The 21,983-nt window shown below is 29.2% G+C and carries 15 protein-coding genes and 2 pseudogenes; 9 read left to right on the top strand and 8 right to left on the bottom strand.

The annotated features are described in order from the left end of the window. Nucleotides 1–341: 341 nt before the first annotated feature. The 4 genes from CHRY9293_RS12090 to CHRY9293_RS12075 all read left to right on the top strand — a co-directional run bounded on the left by CHRY9293_RS12090 (nt 342) and on the right by CHRY9293_RS12075 (nt 5,752). Nucleotides 342–3,302, top strand: coding sequence for a ligand-binding sensor domain-containing protein (locus CHRY9293_RS12090; RefSeq protein WP_162033214.1), 2,961 nt, complete (start codon nt 342–344; stop codon nt 3,300–3,302). A gap of 17 nt (nt 3,303–3,319) precedes the next feature. After that, nucleotides 3,320–3,955, top strand: coding sequence for a response regulator transcription factor (locus tag CHRY9293_RS12085; RefSeq protein ID WP_122546988.1), 636 nt, complete (start codon nt 3,320–3,322; stop codon nt 3,953–3,955). Between the two features lie 342 nt (nt 3,956–4,297). Further along, nucleotides 4,298–4,939, top strand: coding sequence for a response regulator transcription factor (locus CHRY9293_RS12080; protein WP_162033213.1), 642 nt, complete (start codon nt 4,298–4,300; stop codon nt 4,937–4,939). A 387-nt stretch (nt 4,940–5,326) separates the two neighbouring features. After that, nucleotides 5,327–5,752, top strand: coding sequence for a response regulator (locus tag CHRY9293_RS12075; RefSeq protein WP_162033212.1), 426 nt, complete (start codon nt 5,327–5,329; stop codon nt 5,750–5,752). Between the two features lie 81 nt (nt 5,753–5,833). Here CHRY9293_RS12075 and CHRY9293_RS12070 read toward each other — a convergent pair whose 3' ends face one another. Next, a complete protein-coding gene (locus tag CHRY9293_RS12070) occupies nt 5,834–6,676 on the bottom strand; it encodes an aldo/keto reductase (RefSeq protein ID WP_162033211.1) in 843 nt (280 codons plus the stop codon). 194 nt (nt 6,677–6,870) lie between these two features. Next, nucleotides 6,871–7,731, bottom strand: coding sequence for an AraC family transcriptional regulator (locus tag CHRY9293_RS12065; RefSeq protein WP_122546984.1), 861 nt, complete (start codon nt 7,729–7,731; stop codon nt 6,871–6,873). Nucleotides 7,732–7,869: 138 nt separating this feature from the next. Between CHRY9293_RS12065 and CHRY9293_RS12060 the strand changes: the two genes are divergently transcribed. Beyond that, complete coding sequence (locus CHRY9293_RS12060; RefSeq protein WP_162033210.1) at nt 7,870–8,829, top strand: phytanoyl-CoA dioxygenase family protein; 960 nt, start codon at nt 7,870–7,872, stop codon at nt 8,827–8,829. 725 nt (nt 8,830–9,554) lie between these two features. Further along, the gene (locus CHRY9293_RS12055) at nt 9,555–10,448 is read left to right on the top strand and encodes a hypothetical protein (RefSeq protein WP_162033209.1); all 894 of its coding nucleotides are present in this window, start codon (nt 9,555–9,557) and stop codon (nt 10,446–10,448) included. A 194-nt stretch (nt 10,449–10,642) separates the two neighbouring features. On the opposite strand, the gene CHRY9293_RS12050 is transcribed toward CHRY9293_RS12055, so the two are convergent. Further along, nucleotides 10,643–11,713, bottom strand: a complete 1,071-nt coding sequence (locus CHRY9293_RS12050; RefSeq protein ID WP_162033208.1) for a LytTR family transcriptional regulator — start codon at nt 11,711–11,713, stop codon at nt 10,643–10,645. Nucleotides 11,714–13,047: 1,334 nt separating this feature from the next. On the opposite strand from CHRY9293_RS12050, the gene CHRY9293_RS12045 reads away from it, so the two are divergent. Next, entirely contained in the window at nt 13,048–13,428 is a 381-nt protein-coding gene (locus tag CHRY9293_RS12045; protein WP_162033207.1) for a VOC family protein, read from the top strand. 42 nt (nt 13,429–13,470) lie between these two features. Here CHRY9293_RS12045 and CHRY9293_RS12040 read toward each other — a convergent pair. Then, nucleotides 13,471–13,934 (bottom strand): annotated as a pseudogene (locus tag CHRY9293_RS12040) (IS982 family transposase); the annotation flags it as partial. Nucleotides 13,935–14,105: 171 nt separating this feature from the next. Between CHRY9293_RS12040 and CHRY9293_RS18955 the strand changes: the two are divergent. Together CHRY9293_RS18955 and CHRY9293_RS18730 are read left to right on the top strand one after the other, a co-directional pair. Next, nucleotides 14,106–14,186 (top strand): annotated as a pseudogene (locus tag CHRY9293_RS18955) (hypothetical protein); the annotation flags it as partial. A gap of 2 nt (nt 14,187–14,188) precedes the next feature. Beyond that, the gene (locus CHRY9293_RS18730; protein WP_228455526.1) at nt 14,189–14,398 is read left to right on the top strand and encodes a hypothetical protein; all 210 of its coding nucleotides are present in this window, start codon (nt 14,189–14,191) and stop codon (nt 14,396–14,398) included. 430 nt (nt 14,399–14,828) lie between these two features. On the opposite strand, the gene CHRY9293_RS12030 is transcribed toward CHRY9293_RS18730, so the two are convergent. From CHRY9293_RS12030 to CHRY9293_RS12015, 4 genes are read right to left on the bottom strand one after another with little or no spacing between them, the layout of a single operon-like run. Continuing rightward, nucleotides 14,829–14,999 carry a hypothetical protein gene (locus tag CHRY9293_RS12030; protein WP_162033205.1) on the bottom strand — a complete coding sequence of 57 codons (171 nt, stop codon included), beginning with the start codon at nt 14,997–14,999 and terminating at the stop codon, nt 14,829–14,831. Continuing rightward, nucleotides 14,993–16,870 carry an alpha/beta fold hydrolase gene (locus CHRY9293_RS12025; RefSeq protein WP_162033204.1) on the bottom strand — a complete coding sequence of 626 codons (1,878 nt, stop codon included), beginning with the start codon at nt 16,868–16,870 and terminating at the stop codon, nt 14,993–14,995. The genes CHRY9293_RS12030 and CHRY9293_RS12025 overlap by 7 nt, the downstream gene beginning before the upstream one ends. Nucleotides 16,871–16,904: 34 nt before the next feature. Continuing rightward, entirely contained in the window at nt 16,905–17,549 is a 645-nt protein-coding gene (locus CHRY9293_RS12020) for a 4'-phosphopantetheinyl transferase family protein (protein ID WP_162033203.1), read from the bottom strand. After that, a complete protein-coding gene (locus tag CHRY9293_RS12015; protein ID WP_162033202.1) occupies nt 17,549–21,976 on the bottom strand; it encodes a non-ribosomal peptide synthetase in 4,428 nt (1,475 codons plus the stop codon). Before CHRY9293_RS12015 ends, CHRY9293_RS12020 begins: the two co-directional genes overlap by 1 nt. Between the last annotated feature and the right edge of the window lie 7 nt (nt 21,977–21,983).

Below are 21,983 nucleotides of genomic sequence, written 5' to 3'. Positions count from 1 at the left end.
ATGTTATGATATATAAAATTACAATACCTTGTTATTAATATTACTATAAAAACAATATTAAATTTTAATTAAAAAAAACTTAACAATAAATGAAAAATAATAAATAAAAATTAATAAATATTCAAATAAAATCATTAAATACAAAAACCTGTTGTATACATTTAAAATATTTCGTATTTTAGAGGTATAATATTTAACTGCAAACAGAAAATTGTAGTGGGCATTATTAACACCAAATTAAAAAGTATTCTATTATCAAAGTCACAATTATTCATACCTTTTTATGAATAGTTTTGAGTATGCCACTTAAAAAGTAAAAAAGGGTAATAATATAATACATGATGAAAAAACATGTTCTGATTTTTATATTTGTCTTCTGTCATCTTCATGCCCAGATGAATAATTTATTATGGTATACTACCGACAACGGCCTACCTCAAAATAGTGTAAAAGATATTATAAAGGACAAATATGGATTTATCTGGATATCAACAGAAAACGGGATTTGCAGATTTGATGGAGTCCATTTTTTAAATACGAATTTAAACACTAGTGAAACCCGTTTTAAGAGTTTTTTAGGAAATATAGAACATGATTCAATTATCAACTCTTCTGATGGAGATAAAATTATAACCTTGATTAAACAAAGAAAGTTATCAAAAATCGTATCAGAAAAAAATCAATTTAGAAGAGATATAATCTTTGAAAATAAAAAATTTGATAAGTTTAACAAAACATCCTATTCTTTTATTCCCGAACCCGACTCTCGTTTTTTTATTGAACAGGATAACGCCCAATATTTTTTTGAAGAAAACCTTATCACCTACTATAATTCTTCTGAAAAGCATATAAAAAAAATAAGAGTTAATTTTAAAATGGACGATATGAAAAAGATTTTTGTCCACGATAATATTATCTTCTTTCCAAACTCTTACCATCACCAAATGTTAAGTTTAAATAAAGGTAAATTGACAATCTCCTCTGAAAACTCAATATATACCGATCCCGAAAGCACTATATTCTGGAGCCAACTTAACAATCAAACATTAGTTATAAATAAAAACGATATTTATTTAAGTAGTTATAATAACAATAAAAGAACTTTACATAAAATTACAAATTATGAAGATTTTGTAAATATCCTTCATTCATTATCAATCAATACTTTTTTTTATGATCAAGAAAATGATAAAATCTTTCTAGGAAGTATTACTAAAGGACTTTATGTGATCAATCTTTCTCATTTTTATACTGCAAGGAAAAAAAATATTTTTGCAGATAATGTATATTACGCTACGTTACCCTTTAGTGACAACAGTGTTATTACTCCCAAAGGATATATTTTCAATAAATATTCAGAAATTTCTCAAAGAAAAAGTGAAAATAGTATTAATAAATATTCCTTAATATATGACAGCCATGGGAATATCTTATATATAAAATCACATTCATTATATAAACGTTATAAATATTCTGACTTTAAAAAAGAAGAAGTTTTAGACGTCGATAATTTGCATAAAATTGATCTAATAGCATCTGATAACGGAATGTATTTCATTTCGAGTTACAACAACGATAATTCTTTTTTGAATGTATACCATAAAGACGATTTTAAACACACTGATTGTATATTTAAATTCAAAACTCCCATTAACTATATTAAAAAATACAAAGAGAATCAAATTTTACTAGGAAGTACCAGTGGAGGACTTTATATTGGTGATATACGCTTAAAAAAGATAAAAAAAATAGCTTCTTTAAGAATTAAGAATATAATAAGAACATCAGATCAGAATTTTTGGATACTCACAAAAAACAATGGCTTCTATCTTCTAGAAAACAATAAGCTTATTAAAATGCCCTTAGATAAAGATCAATACCTTATTGATCCACACACCCTATTAGAAGATAAAAAAGGTTTTTTTTGGATTACCACCAATAATGGCTTATTTAAAACAAACGCAAAAAGATTATATCAATATAGTAAAAACAAGAGCACCCCCATTATCTATTACAGATTTACCCAAGACGATGGCCTTCCGACTAATGAATTTAATGGAGGAGCAAGTCCTACTGGAAATGTTTTATCAAATGGAGATATGGTTTTACCCAGTTTAGATGGATTATTATTTTTTTCCCCCAATGAAGTAAGAAGCCATTATATAGACCCTGATTTTTTTTTCATAGAAAGAGCGCAAGTAGGAATGGGAGAACCTATTACTTTTAATGACACCCTTCATTTAAATGATAATAAATTTGAAAACCTTACTATTTTCTTAGACCTCCCCTATTTTGATAATATAAAAAACTTATATATAGAAGTATTATCCAATGATAATATTTGGAAAAGCCTTGGCTCTGAAAGAAAGCACTCCTTAGGGAAACTCAATCCTGGAATCCATTTGCTGAAATTTAGATTTGTCACCTCCCCAAATGGAGACATTTCTTATAAAAATGTAAAAATAAATATTGAATATTTATTTTATCAAACAAAAACATTTAAAATATTAGCTATTATTACAGCATCTCTGCTATTATTTCTTTTGATCCGATTTAATTATGATTTATTAGCTACTAAAAATAATCTCTTGCTCAAAACCAATGCTGAATTAGAGGTTACAAAAAATGAACTTAAAAACAGAAATATTCTTCAGGAAAAGCTTCTTGAAGCCATAACCCATGATATTGCAACCCCTATAAAACATTTATCAAATTTATCCAAAAAGCTTGATGAAACCGAGGATCTAAACTTGCAAAAAAAATATTTTCATAGCATCCATGAATCGTCAGAAACTTTATATAAGTTTACTCTTACACTTAGCAATTATGGACATCTTTTTAGTGACGCTTTAGAAGAACAACATCTATATCCGATAGATGAAATTTTTGAAGAAAAAAAGGTATTATTTGAAAATATATCAGGCTACAATCATACTACAATACATATTGATATACCACAAAAACTAGACATTCCTTATAATAAATTTATACTTACAACTATAATTCATAATATTGTGGATAATGCTGTAAAAAATACCCATTCAGGAATCATTACATTAAGTGCTTTCTATAATAAAGACGTAATCATCCAAATTATTGATACCGGCACTGGAATGTCCCAAGAACTAATGGACTATTATAATCATATTCATAACATTTCAATTGAAGATATGAAACTACAAAAACAATCCGGATATGGACTAAAATTAACACTCATACTTATAGAAAGGCTTAATGCCAAAATATCTTTTAAAAAGAACGAACCCAAAGGAAGTATTGTTGAAATAAAATTACCTGTTTAACCAAATATTAAAAAAACATGTCGAAAAAAATATTAATTGCTGATGATCATTATGTAGTAAGAATGGGAACTGCAATCATATTAGAAAGTATAAATCAAGATTTCTTAATTGATCATGCGGAAAACTATTATGAGGTTACTAAGAAAGTATCACAAACCGAATATGATCTTCTAATTTTAGATATTGAAATGCCTGGAAGTATCTTCGAGTCCATGGTAAAAGAGCTTAAACAAATTAGTCCTAATCTGAAGATTATGATTTTTACTGGACATAAAGAAAGCCTTGCTTTAAAATACCTCTCCGAAGGTGCTGAAGCATACCTATACAAATCATGTGAAGAGGGTAAAATTGTTGAAGCGGTCAATTCTATATTTACAAAAGGGTATTATTATCCTCAAGAGTTACTTTATGATTTTGTGAATAATGGAAACAAAATGAAACAAAGCTCGGCTTTACCTTTGGATATATTATCAGGAAGAGAAGTTGATATATATCTTTGTCTTATTAAAGGGAATGGTATTCTTGAAATTTCTAATCTTTTGGGGATACACATGTCAACGGTAAGTACTCATAAAAAAAGAATTTTTAAGAAACTCAATATCAATTCACTTGCTGAGCTCATTCATCTTCACAACAGACACTACCCAGCATAATAGTAAAAATTTGAAACAATTGTAAATAATTCTAGGAGGAACTATCACCTCCTAGTTTTTTTTCTACATAACTACAAAACACACCTTATCCCATTCAACTAAAAAAACATCCCATTAAGCTCATTCATTCATAGTAAAAATAAAAAAACTAGATATTTTTGTATACAACTAATATGATAATATAAAAACTAGTATGAGATACAATTAAGAGCACAGTAAAATTAATCACACCAAGGATAATTACAAAACGTATCAAATATGATCTAGGACTTAAAAACATTTACATCTTTAAAAAGACCTTTCTTTTAAACACAATTATCTTTTTAAAAAATTATTTACACTATGAAGAAAAAAATACTTATTGCCGACAATCATTATGTAGTGAGATTAGGAACAAGCATAGTACTAGAGAGTGCTAATAAAAACTTTTTGATTGATTACGCTGAGAATGAAAAAGAAATTATGGAAAAAGTTTCACAAAAAGAATACGATCTTCTTATTTTTGACATTGAGATGATGGGAAACTTTTTTGAATCCATGACAAAAGAATTAAAAAAAATAAATCCTAACATGAAGCTGATGATTTTCACAGGTAATAAAGAGAATTTTGCTTTAAAATATCTTTTCGAAGGAGCAGAAGCATACCTTTGTAAATCATGTGAAGAAAGTAAAATAATTGAGGCTGTAGAATCTATTTTTACCAAAGGCTATTTCTATCCAGAAGAACTACTTTATGATTTTATTAATAATGGTAATAAAGTAAAACAAGAAACAATTGACCCGCTAGATATTCTTTCCGGAAGAGAAACAGATATTTACCTTAACCTTATAAAAGGGAGCGGTGTATTAGAAATATCAAATATTTTAGGCATTCATATGTCAACAGTAAGTACTCATAAAAAAAGAATTTTCAAAAAGCTCAATATAAACTCGCTTGCGGAGCTTATCCATTTGCACAATAGGCATTATCCAGCTCCTGCCTAAGTCAACGAATCAAATAAATATATATTATAACCCATGTCAGTTTTTTTACAATTTAAATATTAGTTTCACAATTCAATTTCTTATTATAATGTTTTGACCCCGATTACTCATTACATTATGGTTAAAACCAGATTTTAAAATTAAAATCTGGTTTCTTTTATCTTTATTTAAAAAAATAACCATCGAAAACCATCCCATTCAACAACAAAAATTCCCATTCAGCATCTTTTGTTTAACCCAATTGGAATAATTGGAATAATTTTGAATATTAAAAACCTACACATAATCAAATAATACAAACAATATATAAATAATAAAAATTAATAATAAATAAAAATTAATAAAATAAAATGATTAATTAAAGAATCCATAATTAAATACAAAAATATGCCAAAGAAGATATTAATTGCAGATGATCATTATGTTGTCAAAATAGCCCTTGCCATCATTTTAAAAAAGTTAAATATTCCTATTATATTAGATCACGTAAAAACTCAAAATCAACTTATCAACACTCTTACAAACACAAAATACGACTTCCTTATATTAGACATCAGAATCATTGGTAAGCCTTCTATAATAAAGAAACTAAAACAAATAAACCCCAATCTCAAAATCTTAATTTTCACTGATTCTATCAATGAGAAAATTTCTTTACAATATATTTTTGAAGGAGCCGATGCTTTTCTGGATAAGAGCAGTAATGAAACCAAAATAAGGAATACATTCAATTCTATTCTCACAAAGGAACATTATTATTCCCAAGAATTTCTTTTTCATACTATAAAAGAAGACTCCACTTTATGTCAATAAATACATTCTGAAAAGAATATAGATATATACAAAAAGAAGCCCCTTGCTAAAAGTAAGAGGCTTCTTCATTTATAAATAATTTTAAATTACATCAGGCCAAATATTCGGCAGTTCTCCACTAAATCCCATTTCAGGTAGTTGATTAATCTGCTTCATTTCCTCTTCTGATAATTCAAAATCAAAAATATTTATATTCTCCTGTATTCTTTGAAATGTATTTGATTTTGGAATAACAACAACATCATGCTGAATCACCCAACGCAAACAAATTTGAGATACGGACCTATTATGCTTCTTTGCTATCCCTTGCAACAATTCATTTCCAAATACTTTTCCTCTTGCTAATGGAGACCAAGACTCCACTACAATTCCTTGCTTTTTACAATATTCAGTTAATTCCGGTTGCCAATACCCTGGATGAAATTCTATTTGATTAACAGCAGGTACTATTTTTGAAGTCTGAGAAAGAGCTTCCAAATGTTCTTTCCAAAAATTACTTACCCCAATAGATTTTATTTTCCCTTCCTCCACCAATTCCTCCATAGCACGCCAAGAATCTGAATTTGCTTTTTGCCAATTATCATAATTCTTTGCATTAGCAGGCCAATGTATTAAATAGAGATCAACATATTGTAAGTCTAATTTTTTAAGAGATTCTTCAAATGCAATCTTTGCTTCTTTATATCCTAAATTCGTTCTCCATAATTTCGTAGTCAAAACAATCTCTTCTCGGGGAACTCCACTTTTCTTAATTGCCCTTCCTACTACGTCTTCATTTTCATATATAGTCGCTGAATCTATCAAACGATACCCTAGCTTAAGAGCATCAGTTATAGATTGGATTCCCTCCTCTTCTGTTGATTTATAAGTTCCGAAACCCACGAGCGGGATTTTATTACCATCATTTAAGACTAATTCTTTCATAGTGTGTTTATAATAAAAATGTTGTGCTAAGATTTTAGACAAAGTATATATAGAGCTATTTTTAAATCAGTTTAAATAAAGCTCCTATTTTTTGACGAACTTACAAAAAAAGTATGTAAGTAAAAAATGATGTATAATGATAATAAAAAAATAATATCTCTTTTCAATCTTTAATTGAGAAATTATAAAATCTTCTATAAATCTACAGATGTCTTTTTAGAATATTTCTTTTTAAAATCAGAAGGAGTCTCTTCTACAAGGTTTTTAAATAATTTATTGAAATAAGAAATACTTTCATAACCCACCTTGTAAGCGACTTCTGAAATGGAGATTTCTTGCAATAAAAGCGTTTTTGCTTGATTAATACGGTATTGATTTACAAAATCTGTAAAAGTCATATCAGTTTGTTTTTTGAAATACCTACAGAACGCTGCTGTACTTAAATGAACCATAGATGCCACGTCATTTACGTTGGGGTTTTTGTAATAATTTTCATGTATATAATCATAAATAGTCCCCATCCTAATCTTGTCATTAAAAAACCATTTAACCCTTGTATCTTCTTTATTTAATTCTTCTATTTCATTAGACAATGCCAAAATCTGAAGAATTTCAATCAATCCTAATAAAGAATTAAAAACATTTTTCTCATCTATATTTTTAAGCTTTTCTATTACTTGCTTTTTTGCTTCACCACTAAAAGACAACCCTAAATAAGATCGCTCTAATAAGAGCCTTATCTTATCAAATTCAGGAGTCTCCATAATTACATCCTGCAAAAAGTTTTCTTTAAGCTGTACTACTATTTGCTTATACTCTACTTCAATTCCATAATCAAAGTTTAAATGTGGGACATTCGAGCCTATTAATAATAAATCACTATCTACAAAGCCTGAAATATGTTTTCCAACATGCCTTATCCCATTAACTGCTTCCACATATACAAGTTCAACTTCTGGATGATAATGCCAGAAAAAAAAGTTTTTTAATCGCGGGGAAAAAAGCTTAAATGAAGAGCCTTTTTCGAAGCTTATTTCTTCTTTTTGAATTTTCATTTGTTCTGCAATTACATTTATTTACACAAAAATAATAAAAAATAATCAATAAAGAGCAATAAATCATCATTTACGATAAAGTTTGCCCCATTATTTCTTATCAAATTTGTAACATCAGTAATATGAAAAACAAAATAAATGGAAAAAACATCACAAAATTCTCTTGGAGAAAATAAGGCACATAAAGCGATTCCTGGAAACCCTTCTGTCGCAACATCAAGTAAGTTTAAATTGAATGACCGTAGTAATGGGGTTCCTTTAAGAGTACTAAGCGAAGAAGATTGGAAATTCTGGATATATAACGGATATATTGTTATAAAAAATGCAGTTCCAAAAGAACAAGCTAAAAAATTAGCAGATTATTTATGGAAATTCGAAGATAAAGATCAGAATGACCCTGAAACATGGTATAAGCCAACGGCTTCCATGAAAATGGCAGAACTTAATAATACCGGCATGGTTGAAATTTACAATCATCAGTATTTATGGGATAACAGACAGTTTCCTAAAGTATACGACGCATTTGCAGACATTTGGGGAACAGAGAAGCTATGGGTTACTATAGATAGAGCAAATCTTAACCTTCCTATACGCCCAGGACATGAATATAAAGGTTTTATACATTGGGATTATGATCCTGAAACCAAGCCTCAAAACGTTCAAGGTGTCCTTGCATTGGCTGATCAAACCGATGAAAACATGGGAGGTTTCCAGTGTATTCCGGAATTATTCAGAACTTATGATACTTGGAAACTGACACAACCTGAAGATCGTGATAGATTCAAACCGGATACAACAGGATTTACTCCTACTAAAGTAAAAATGGAAGCTGGTGATCTATTAATATTTAACAGTTCACAGCCACATGGTATCAGACCAAACAACAGCGATAAAGTAAGAATGGCACAATATATTTCAATGATGCCAGCAGAAGAAGATAACGAAGGAATTAAACAATGGCGTATTAATTCTTGGAAAGAAAAAATTACCCCTGAGGGTTATGCTTTTCCAGGAGATCCTCTACAGAGAGAAAAAACGCATGAAATAGCTCAGTTATCTGATCTGGGAAAAAAATTATTAGGCCTAGAAAAATGGTAAACCCTTAAGGAGGTTTAAACACACAAATGATCAATTAGAAACACAAATGGTATTAGAGAGGCTGTCTAAAAGACAGCCTCTCGTTTTTTTATAAAATACCCTTTTACTATATGATATATAATAAGTAAAATATATTAACCCATTTATGCTAAACAACCTGAATAAACTCATTCCAATTCTATACAAAACAAGAATCAAAACTATTCAAATTACAGCCATCCGATTATGGCTTAGCATTTTATTTTAAAATGATTTGAGTTTACTCTGAAATAAATATATGAAGTGATTTCTTACAAACTAATACAAAAAAGCCTCTATAACCTTTTATTTATAACATATACATGCTTTACCCATGATGGGTAATTCAGATTAAAAACCTATCATAACAAGTCTACGTAAAATATCTTTTCTTTCTAGATTATAAAACAATAAAAAGCTCATTTAGTTTTCATTTATTCAAATAAAAATAAACACACTCTTTAAAAGCATTATGTCTCAATAAAAGTAATCATTATTCTACATTAAAGTAATATATAATGTATTAAATATTCAAAAAAAACACACTATAATTACAACAATACTATCAATAAATATTTTGGAATAAATTATAATCAAAATTTAATCCCATTCAGCATAAAAAACATCCCATTGGAGGTATTTATGCATTTGGGAAATAGCATAGACCCCTAATTTTACATCCGAAAAATAATTTTAAAATCAAAAACATGAAAAAAAATTTATTGACCAAAGTAAGTAAAATAAGCTTATTATTGATGGCGGGATTACTAATGTACAATTGTAATAATAGTAATGACGATATGAAAACCCCTCCGGTTACTCCTCCGGTAGTAACACCAGAATCACGAACGATAAAAGTGATGGAAAATGCTACATTTGGTAAAATATTAACTGATCAGGCTGGTAAGACGTTATATTTCTTTTCAGATGATTACAAAGGTGTATCTGAATGTAATAATGGATGTTTGAATATCTGGCCTATCTTTTATACAGACAATGTAAACATGATAGACCCTTCTTTAAATCAATCTGATTTTGCTACTATTACCCGTGCAGATGGAAAAAAGCAAACCACATATAAAGGTTGGCCATTATATTATTTTGCCAATGATACTAACATAGGAGATACAGCTGGTGACAAGGTAGGTGATGTTTGGTATGTTGCTAAACCAGATTATACAGTTATGTATGCTTCAGGGCAGTTAGTGGGTGAAAATGGAAAAAACTACACTACTTCAGCTAATGCGCAAGTATATACTGAAGGGAGCGGAAAAACAATGTATTTAACAGATGCAAACGGAAGAACCCTATATGCTTTCGCATCGGATAAAAAAGACACCAATAACTTTACTGCTTCTGATTTCTCAAACAATGGTGTTTGGCCAATTGTTGGATTAAACAAAATGAAGTTTCCAAGTATTATGAATCCTGCAGACTTTGGAATCATTACCGTATTCGGAAGAACACAATTAACTTACAGAGGTTGGCCAGTATATTATTTTGGAGGAGACGGAAATCGTGGAGACAATAAGGGAGTTAGCGTACCCAATCCAGGCGTATGGCCAATATTCAATACAGGAACACCTATTGCCCCATTATAACCAAATCATAAAACAACTATTTTATTAAATTTTTTTTAAGACTATCTAAATTTTTTAGATAGTCTTTTTTCTAACCTAAAATAATTATTTCTCCAATGGATAATCAAAAATATGTAATAAAATCTATATCAACTAAATACTAACTTTTTTTCTCATAGGACTCTATGTTTCTTGCAAAGTAACGCAAGGTGCTTTTATTTTTTACCTATCCAAGATTTAAATTCACTTACCTTTGCTTTACTGATAATTATTGGCACCTCTGAAACAGGATTAGTAATAGCCTTAAGCTGCGTTAAACCATATTTTTCAATATTTTGAATAGACTTTAATGCCAAAATAACTTGTCTTGAAACTCTGAAAAATTGATCTTTAGGTAAAGTTTGAAATATTTCTTCTAAACTCATATTTAAAGTAGATTTCATTCCATTGATATCAACAACATATACTATTTTATTGTCCAAATATATAAATGCAATACTTTCAATTTCTACTGGAATTAGTTTTAATCCTTTTTCGGCTAAAAATCTTTTTACAATAGGCTCTTCTTCCTCTTTTACCACTTCATTAGTTACTTCAAAAGATTGTTTCTCTAAAATTTCATCACGAATCTTCAAATTTTCTTTTGTTATTTTACTAAAATATCTTTGGTATAAAAAATTAATTAAGAACAAAATGAGTACAATACTACAGACCCATGTAAATATAAAAAGAAGTAACAATTTGGTTTTAAATGCATTTAGTGTCTTCTCTAAAGATATTAAATTGACATGTGAAGCTATAATCCAATCCGTATTCCTTACAGGACTTAAATAAATCACCTCTGTTTTATTTTCATCTTTAATGGTATGTATTCCTCCATATGCAGTATAAGTATTCAAAATTGATTTAAAATTTCGCTCTAAATCTAAATTGGAAAAATTTTTTATAGTTGAATCATCATCTGCAATCGTAATGCCTACTAAATTTTTATTGGGATGACAAATCTCTTTTCCTTCTTTATTAAACATACAAATAAATACAGGTCCGGTAGAGGAGCGCTCCAATGATATTTGCAATTCAGCCTTCGCTTCCTCTTGAGTACTGCCACTTTCCAGTTCTCTGGAAACCATTTCCGAAATTAATCTGGACTGATACTCAGCAACTCTTAAATCTTCTTCTAGTAAATCATAGCGGAAAGAATTATAAATAAATATAAAGGCAAGATAATGGGTAACTGCTAAAGCTGCAACAATGAAAAATGAAATTAAAAAATACGTTTTTTTCATATAGTCCGTCTGAATGATATTTTTGGAAAAATAGATTTTGTTTTGAAAATTTAATAATTAAAATTTAATTAAGAATGAAATTCATTAGAATAATATTTAAGAGATCATCATATTTCTGATACCTTAATTAATTTAGTATGGGTGACCACCTCACCATCGAAATAAATATAGAGAATTGTTTTTTTATTGAATATATCTATTTTTAGGACATATACCCATACAGATGACGAAAATTCGGATTTCCTGCCCAATTCATCGACAACCTGCACCTTGGTTTTACCGCTAAGGTATTCGTAAGATTTTTCCATCGTTATCATAAAATTAGTATTTAGTTGTGTTTTTAAGGAATATATTCTTCAATATTTCGGCATAGTTATATACACTTAATGACCTGGCTCTCATCATTTCCAAGTCATAGTAATAAATATAGCAAATTCTACAAACATTGCAGTTTTAAATCTGTCTTATATTTTTAATTTATATACAAATCTAAAACTATGAGTAAGTTTGACCAAATAAAACAATGTAAATTTATATCTACAAAAAATAAACATACAATCTACTTTTTATAGAATTAAAACGACAACAAACACATCTTAATATAAAAAAAACTACATTAAGATGTGTTTAGAATGTTTGGATGATTAATCTTGGGATAAAAAAATAATGCGTAACAAGATTTGCTACGCATTATAAGAGATAATTTTATCAGACTGTAATCATTTGTGTTTTTCTTATCGATAAAATTATTTTAGTGTCATTTTACTCCATAAATTACAAAACTATTTTTTTATAGTTGTTAATATAATCTGCTTATACTTCAGCTGATATATTTTGTTATTAATTTATTTGTATAAATTTTGTGATGTAAAAATATATCTATTAAAGCTAATAGTGAATAGAAAATGATCCAATGGGAAAAATTAAACTCCGAACGGGATATATTTACAATCAAATAAAAAATAAAATGATCAAATTAGAAAAAAAATATTCCCTTATATGTATTATTATCTCTATCAATTTCAACAAAAGCATCATATACAAGCCTATTTTGGCTTTAAATTAATATAATATGAAGATTTTCCAATTAAATTATATAAAATCCCTTGAAACTCAATACTTCTATTTTGCTACACTTCATAAAATGCATTTTAAGTCGATAGATTAATTATGTATATTTGATAACTTACTATAAAAAACAATAAAATTATCTCTTTCTTATTATTTAAAAACTTAATTTAATCGAGAAAAAGAAAATAATAGATGGGTAAAATGATCACTCATTTTATTCTATATCAATAAAGATTTACAATAATAAATAGAAAAAATATACAATGAAAAAAGTAACAGGTATAGGAGGAATTTTCTTTAAATGCAAAGACCCTAACGCAGTAAACGAATGGTATAAAAAACACCTTGGGTTTGACACTACTCCCTATGGAACGAGTTTTAAATGGCAAGACAATAATGATCATTCAACAAGCGGCCTTACGCAATGGACACCTTTCCCTAAAGATACTCCCTATTTTGAACCTTCTACGAAAGACTTTATGATTAATTATAGGGTAGAAAATTTAGAAGCTTTAGTTGAAGAATTAAAAAAAGAAAATGTAACTATACTCGATTCTATGGAAACCTATGATTATGGAAAGTTTATCCATATTTTAGATATCGAAGGGAATAAAATCGAATTATGGGAGCCCACAGACCAATAAGAATTCTTAAAAAGGTTACTATTTATTAACCCGTTGTGCATTTTAAATAATGCTAACTTTAAGTATTAATATTTCTATCAAAAATGACTTTATTAATGTATTGTATAACCATTAAAGAAGTGATTTTTGATAGTATTTTTAAAACCGGAAAATGTTTTTGTATAATTTCTTCTGATCATAAATTGATCGCATAGTTGGGAGAATAACGTTTCAATTCTTTTTCGTTTCTTTTTGAATACATAAAATTGAGGTTTATAGTGTTTTTGATTCTTCCTTTTGGGATTATCAAGCCTAATATTGGCAGTTTCAAATAAATTAAGTTGTACACTTTCAGATAAATATACCTTGTCTCCAATCAAAATACAATCAGACATTTGATGTTGTATATCTTTCAAATAATGAATATCATGTACAGAAGCTGCACTAAGGTCTATACTTTGAAAAACTCCCTTTATGGAACATACTGCGTGTAATTTATATCCATAAAAAGACATTTTCTGCGAACTGGAAATGCTGGAAAGTATGGGGTTGATTGATTTGTTTTATGGAGATGAGAGCCATGTAAGCAGCGAAAGCCATGTTCCTTATGGATTGCAATTTCCCGATGAAGAAGTAGCTATTTATTTAGAAAAAGGTTACAAAACAAATATTTTTGGAATAATTAACCGCTCCAACGTGTGTCGTTGGGAGACCCATCCATAGTTGCTTTAGATAATGCGTCTGTTCATCGGTCAAAACTATTAAAACAGAATATAGAAAATTGGAAGCAAAGAGGCTTATTTATCTTCTATCTGCCGCCCTATTCTCCCCATCTGATATTGCAGAAACATTATGGCGAAAATTGAAAACAGAATGGCTATATCATAAAGATTATCTTGAAAAAGATGCTTTATTCTACTCCGTAAACAGATGTATAGCAAATGTAGGAAAACATCTAAATATTCGTTTCTCGCAATTTAATGCAAACTAATTATGGATAATTACTTAGCTTGATTAAATGATTATAAACAATTGAATCCTTATTTATATCTCTAACTATTCCTCCAGCTTAAAGTATCAGGAATTTTCATATAATCATCAGAAACAATTATTTGATAGAAGAACTAAATTAGAATATAGAATAAAAATTAATAAAACTATTTTCATCAATAAAAGCTGGCAGAAAACTCTAATTTGTAATAGATTTTGAAAATAGTACTTTATTATTTATGTAGTTAGTTAATCCATTTTATCTGGACTGTTTTCCCATTGTAGGTTAATAGATTCTTTACTATTAAGGCTCAAGCCCCCTTTGTATTCTGCTCATTCCCATTACGAAACAATTCTTATAGTGGTAAGCTCTGTCTATTTTGCACTAGCCCCCAATACTACAATAGAAGAAATTGTTCCAATATTTCACTTCATTTCATAATAAAGCCAATCTGTAACATAATCATTACACCTACTGAAAGATAAGTATCAAATGCTATATTGGTTATCAATACAATCTCTTTTTCAACACTATAAACCTCTATATCTATAGACCTTGCAAAATCTACATTAAAAACAGAGGTATTTTTATTTTTTACCACCCAAACCAATCAAGGAAATAAAAGTGTATAATTCCAATCGCCAAAAATACCATAATATATAAGGGAATATTGCTTTTGAACACTTTGATTAACGAAATAACAAAAGTAATAATAGAAAGGAGTAGTGATACTCTATATAATTGAAAAGCTAAATTCCATTTTGAAGGTAATCCAAAGGCTAATAAATAAAAATTATCCTTAAGTGTACTATTAATTCCTAATCCTAAAGAAATTGTAAATGCTATTAGTAGTAAAGATGTTAAAAATAATAGAAAAACATTCACAATTATTTTTCCCTTTTTAGAAATAATTGTAAATAAAGTACTTATAAACACTACAAAAACAACTAATAAAGAGATAATCAAAGGAATAAAATAATACCATTGTTTTGAACTCATATCTCCTGTCATTTTAACAACCCCTTTATTTAAAGTAATCCCTGTTTTAAAAGCTACATCTTTCTGATTAAAGTATTGTTTCAAAGAATCTGTTATGGGTTTACTTTCAACAAAATTTCTAATTATGCTAGCTCCCGATTTTGTATACCCTAAACCATGTCCATAAGTATATCCGTTTACAATCAGACCATTATTATTGAAATTCAGAGACGTTTCGTTTGCAAAATAAGTTGGTGTAATCGGATCAAATCCTCCAGAAAGGATTAATACTTTGAACGGATTGTCATTTTTTAATGATATATTTCTTAATTTTAGTATATCTTGATTATTATTCCATTGACTACAAACACTAAAATCTGATCGATAAAAAGATAAACCTCCATTCAGTTTTTTATATTTTGATGAGATTGAATCATATTTCTGTAAATTATTATACGGAATAACTTCATTACAGGTAAAACAAAAGTAATTCCCATAATTTAGTGATAACGCTCCCGAAAAAGCCTGGACTAATCCTGCCAAAGTAGCAGTATTTTTTTCTTTAAATTGATAAATCAAGAGAGGTAATACTTCAACTAGTTTCTTGTCGTACAATGACTGTTGTATGGCAATTTTATAATCTTCTGCATTGTAAGTAAACTTTCCGGATTGAATGATTGATTGGTCTACTTCTACAGTAATGGGTTTCTTTTCTAGTTCTGAAATAGTATTGTAATAAACTTCTTCCAGGTTAGGATATTCTTTATTACACTTTGTATCTTCTTTACAACTTTTAAAAAGTTTGCTTAAACTCAGCATATAGTTTTGAGTGTTATTGGTGTGATACTCTGAAATATTGGGGATAGAAGAATCTAATATTAGGGATTGTACATCATTTGGAAAAATTTTAGCATAATTCTGGCTGATATATGTTCCATAGGAAACGCCATACATATTCCATTTTTGAATTTTCAGTACATTTTTCAAAGCATGCAAATCATTTGCGACCGATATACTGTTGTATGAATTTAAATCGATTCCCTGATTTATCATATCTTGTCTGCATTCTAGCGAAACCTTAACTTTATCTTTAACATCCTGTTCTTCAGATTGATTTTTAGATAGAATTTCGAAGAATTTTTTCCCCAAATCAGGGCATAGTTTAGGCTCCGAAAATCCTGTTCCTCTTAAATCTACTAATATAATGTCATGATTTTTTCTCAAAGGATGATCCACCCAAAACATTGTTTCAGCAATGGTATTTCCACCTGGACCTCCCTGAATGAAAACGACAGGCTCTTGTTTTGATGTCATTTTTGATTTTAAAACGGCAACAGCCAAAGAAATTTTCTTTTCATTTACTTTTTCCCAATTTTCAGGTACTGAAAAACGATACCAATCTATATTATCTTTTCTTAATTCTTTTGAGTCTGGAAAGTAAGACTTTACTTTTTCCAATTTAGTTTGAGCATTTAAAACAATGCAAAAACACATTAATACAAGTGTAAAAAAACGAAACATTCTCATTCTATAATAGGTTCAAATTAAGTTGTTCTAATTGTATATTTTGATATCGTATGTCTGTGTTGGAAGCTATACAACATTTATATTCTTGATGGATAAAAACTTTTTTTAAATAAAATTTTTCCTCGTCAATTAAAGTTTGACCTTGAAAAATTTCAAATGATTGTAATGGAATTAACAATCCTTTGCCATGAGCTTTGATAACGGCTTCCTTTTCTGTCCAATAAGTGAAAAAACGCCTGACTTTATCTTCCGAAAGATGTATTTTATTAAATTCATTTGGAGTCACTTGAGATTTAAAATCATTGTAATTTATTTTAGAGTCTACGTATTCTATATCAACTCCTATAATAGATTTACTAATTCCACAAACTACAATATTTCTTGCGTGAGATATATTAAAATGTACCTCCTGATTTTTTATAAAGGGTTTATGATTTGATATGTGATCAATTTCAAAATCATATATATTGAAATATTGATTGAGACCATATTTTAAAAGTATTCTTCCGAGTAAAGAAAGTTGAGCATCTTGCCATCTTCTATACTTTAAAATTTTCGCATTGAATTCTTCATTACAAATTTTGGAATACTTATGCAATAAATATTGGTGTTTTTGCTCGTCTATAAATGTATATAAAACTATCATTAAAAATCAAAGTCAATATCTACGGAGCTCTTGAGTTGCTGTTCTTGAGCGGTTAATAATTCGGTTTCTATAATAGCCTGATTTGGATTTTCAAAAACCCAATCAATCAGTACCAATATCTTGTCCCAAATGAACTCTGCTATTTTATGGTCAATACTTTTATTGTATTCTACTTCACATTTTAATCCTTCTGATTCAAAGAAATTGAAAACCATGGGAAATCTGGATTGGGTAGAGTATACTTTTTGTTTCTTAAGCTTAAATGTCCCAAAGTCAACCTCACTTTTTGATTGTGTGTCAGAATGTTGATAGATAACTAAAAAATCGGTTAATCCGTTTAGATTGCCTGTAAAAGGCAAATTCATTTTCTCTTCTAATGAAATTAATAAATCCTGATTTATTTTAGCTAAAGATCCAAAGTTAGCTTTTTCATTTATATGTAAATTTAATGGCAGCGTTTTAATAAACATTCCTATTTCATCTTCCAGTTGCACAATGTTTCTTCCACTAAAAACGGTTCCTAAACAAATGGAACTTTGTTGGTATATTTTATTAAGTACGATACTCAATAAGGTAAGAGTGGCAGAAAAAGTAGTTACTTTATTATAACTTGAAATTTCTTTAAGCTGAGCATATTCTTTTTGTGAGAGTTGAAAACTTTCATTTTTAATTGTTCCATTCGCTTGAATGCCTCCTAAAACTTTTGTTTTTACATTGACATACGATTGAAATTTATGAATATTCTCCTTTGATTGATTATTTTGAGTAAACCATTCTGAATAATCTTTGAATTGAATACTATTAATAGGCTTTTCCGATTCACCATCAACATAAATTTTAATAAGTCTGTTCAAAATAATCTCTAAAGACATTCCATCAACAATAATATGATGTGTAAGGAAAACCAAATATTTTTTCTCATTACAGTTTATGATAGCTGTTTTAAGAAGTAAATCCGTTTCTAAATTAAAACTTTGGGAAACATAATTTTCAATTATAGAGATAAAGTCAGTTTCTGTTGTTTCTATAGAATCTATCTCAAAACTGAATTCTTTTTTGATGAATTGAAATACGCCTCCTTTTTTTTCAATAAAGTTGGTTCTTACTACTTCATTTTCCTGAATGATTCCATTAATAGATTTTTCGAGTAAATACTTATCAAAATCTCCTACAATTTCAAAAACAGAATACATATTATAAGCATTGGAAAATTCTTCTTTTTGCCCTGCCAACCAGATATTCATTTGATCAGGAGTCAATGCATAATACTCTTTTTCTCCTGCTTTAAGAATAATCGTTTTTTCTTTCGAATCATCATTAAAAACTTTTACCAAACTTTCAATGGTTTGATTCTGAAAAATATGCTTTAATGATACTTCTTTGTTCAATTCTTTGGAAATAGTATTCATAATTTTTCCAGCCATCAGACTATGTCCACCAAGTTCAAAAAAGTTGTCGGTAATACCTACTTTTTCTATCCCGAGAATTTGTTGCCATATTTCTACCAGTTTCTGTTCGGTTTCATTCCTCGGTGCTACATATTCTCTCCTGATCAAATCTTCTCCACTTACACTTGGCAATGCCTTACGGTCTATCTTGCCGTTGGGAGTTAACGGGATGGCTTCCAACTCCACAAAGAACCCCGGAACCATATACTCAGGCAATTTGCTCTGTAAATATTCTCTTAACCCAGTCTTATCTATATTACTTTCATTGTCTTTCGTATAGTATGCAACCAGTACTTTTTCTCCGTTCACTTCCTTAGCATCAGCAACCGCTTGTTGAATGTTTAGATATTCCTGTAGTTTGGTCTCTATTTCTCCTAATTCTATCCTAAAACCTCTCACCTTAACCTGAAAATCATTCCTCCCTAAAAACTCTATCTCTCCTTCTTCGTTCCATTTTCCCAAGTCTCCTGTTTCATACATTTTCAGATTATTTTTATCTGTTGTTGAAAATGGATTGTCAATGATTTTTTCTTGAGTAAGGGTTTCATTTTTGTAGTATCCTTTTGCCAATCCATCTCCCGCAATGAAAATTCGTCCTACTGTATTTTGCGGTAAAAGGTTATGGTGTTGATCTACTATATAGATTTGGGTATTGTTAATAGGTTTTCCAATATTGGAAGCATCCGAAGGCTTCTCTATTTTCTTTGTACTCGACCAAATGGTGGTTTCGGTGGGTCCATACATATTCCAAACTTCTTTGGAGTGGTTTAAGAGTTTTTCTGCTAATGATTCATTTAAACTGTCTCCTCCGCATAATATTTTCATATCTTTATTTCCATTCCATCCTGCATTGAAGAGCATTTGATAAAAACTCGGGGTTGCCTGAATAATCGTTGGGTTGATGTTTTCTAATCCTGCCTTTAATTGCTCTGCATTGTTCAATGTCTCTTTACTCGCAATAAATACGCTTGCTCCTGATATTAAAGGAATGAAATATTCTAAAATGGAAATATCAAAAGAATAGGTGGTTACAGAATATAGGATATCCTGGGGTTGAACTTTCGGTTTGCTTCGGATACTGGTTAAAAAGTTGATTAGTGCCTGATGTCCTATTTCTACTCCTTTGGGATTTCCGGTAGAACCGGAGGTATAGATAATGTAAGCAGTATCGCTTGGTTTAGGTATGTTGTATATATCTACTTTTTGAGTGTTTTCAAACTGAAGTAATGTGTCTTTGTCAATAAAATTGGCTGTGCTTTTGTTATTATTATCTCCTGTTTTTATTGAATTAAATTCCTGTAAATAGCCTTCTTCGGTAACGATGACAGAAGCCTGACTATGATCGATAATATACTCAATTCTTTCTTTTGGAAGCATCGGGTCAATCGGAATATAGCATTTTCCTGATTTAAGAATACCTAAGAGTAAGACGATAAGCTCTGCCGAACGATCAACCAAGACTCCAACAGGCTCATTATTCTCTCCTAAATTGGAAATTAAATATCTTGCTACTCTGTCTGACTTTTCTTTTAACTCTCTGTATGTTAATTTTATTTTTGAATCCTGTACTGCCACATTCTCCGGCGTCCTCCCTACTTGTTCCTCAAAAAGCTGAACTATTGTCTTATCGCTCGGATAATCTACCTTAGTATCATTGAACTCATGAAGTAGCTGGTAGCGCTCAGATGACGTGAGGTAATTTAAATCTTTGACTTTTCGATTAGGGCTGTTCAAAATTTCTTCCTTAAGTGTTTGGAAGTATTCCGTAACCTTATTGATACTTTCTTGTGTAAAGTAATTTAGGTTATAATCAAAGTCTATTTTTACATCCTCCGTTTCGTTAAATTCTCTTATGTACAGTGCCAATGCTACTCTTTCCGACTCATGACTAAGCGGTACTACCTTAGTAATGGTATCTTTAAAATGAGATGAATAATCTTGTTTTTCGTAAGATAATGTAATATTGAATATTCTTTCTTTCTGATTAAAAACACCCAAAGAGTTTACCAATTGTCCTAAAGGAAATCGTTGGTGACGATAGTCTTGTTTAAGCTGGTTTTTAATCTTTTCAACTAATTCCACAAATGTATTTTCTTCATCAATAGAAATTAATAATGGATTAACCCCCATAAACAAACCTACAGTCTTTTTAAATTTAGCTCCGGATCGATTTAGAACAGGTAATCCGATTGAAACCAATTCATTTTGTGATTTTTTTCCAAAATAAGCATATAGTATAGCCAATATTATATGGAATGTACTAGATTTTGTTTCTAAAGCCAGTTTTGCCAACTCATTGTATTTGGCTCTTTTAATGATAAATTCTTTTCTGGAACCAGTATTCTTCGTTTTTGACGAATCCAGTTTTTGGAATAAATTTTCAGGTAATGTTTTAAATTTTTCTGTCCAATATTGTTTATCATTATTAAAATTCTCAGAATTAAAATAATTTTCATCTTCAGAAATAAAATTTTCATAAGAATATGGATATTCCGTAACAACTATCCCGTTTTCTATAATCTCATTATAGTTTTTCACCAAACGAGTAAACATTAAAGAAGTTCCCCATCCATCAGTAATCATATGATGGTAAACAGAAAACAGGTAATGAAATTTTTCATCTACTTTAATGAGAACAAATCGGTATAAGAATTTGTCATTTTCAATATCAAAAGGCTTTTTAAATTCTTTTTGCATGAATTCCAATACTGAAACATCTTTATTTTCTTTATTGGAAAAGTCTATATATTCAAGAGGTCGGATTTCAGTAGTGAACAGCATTTCTGCATTGTTCAAATCTCCTTTAAAAAAACACCGATAAGCATCGTGTTGTTGGATTAAAGCAACATACGCTTGTTCAAATATATCTTTATTTAAAGAACCTTCTATAGAAATTTTAGCACCTATATTGTAAATAGGTTCATCAGGAAATAAAAGCTGTTCAAAATAAATATCCTGTTGTGGAAGTGTGAGTTTCATTGTTTAG

Source organism: Chryseobacterium potabilaquae, assembly GCF_902728265.1.
Taxonomy (GTDB): domain Bacteria; phylum Bacteroidota; class Bacteroidia; order Flavobacteriales; family Weeksellaceae; genus Chryseobacterium; species Chryseobacterium potabilaquae.
Note: the sequence above shows the minus strand (reverse complement) of the source record. Positions and strands in the feature narration are given on the sequence as shown.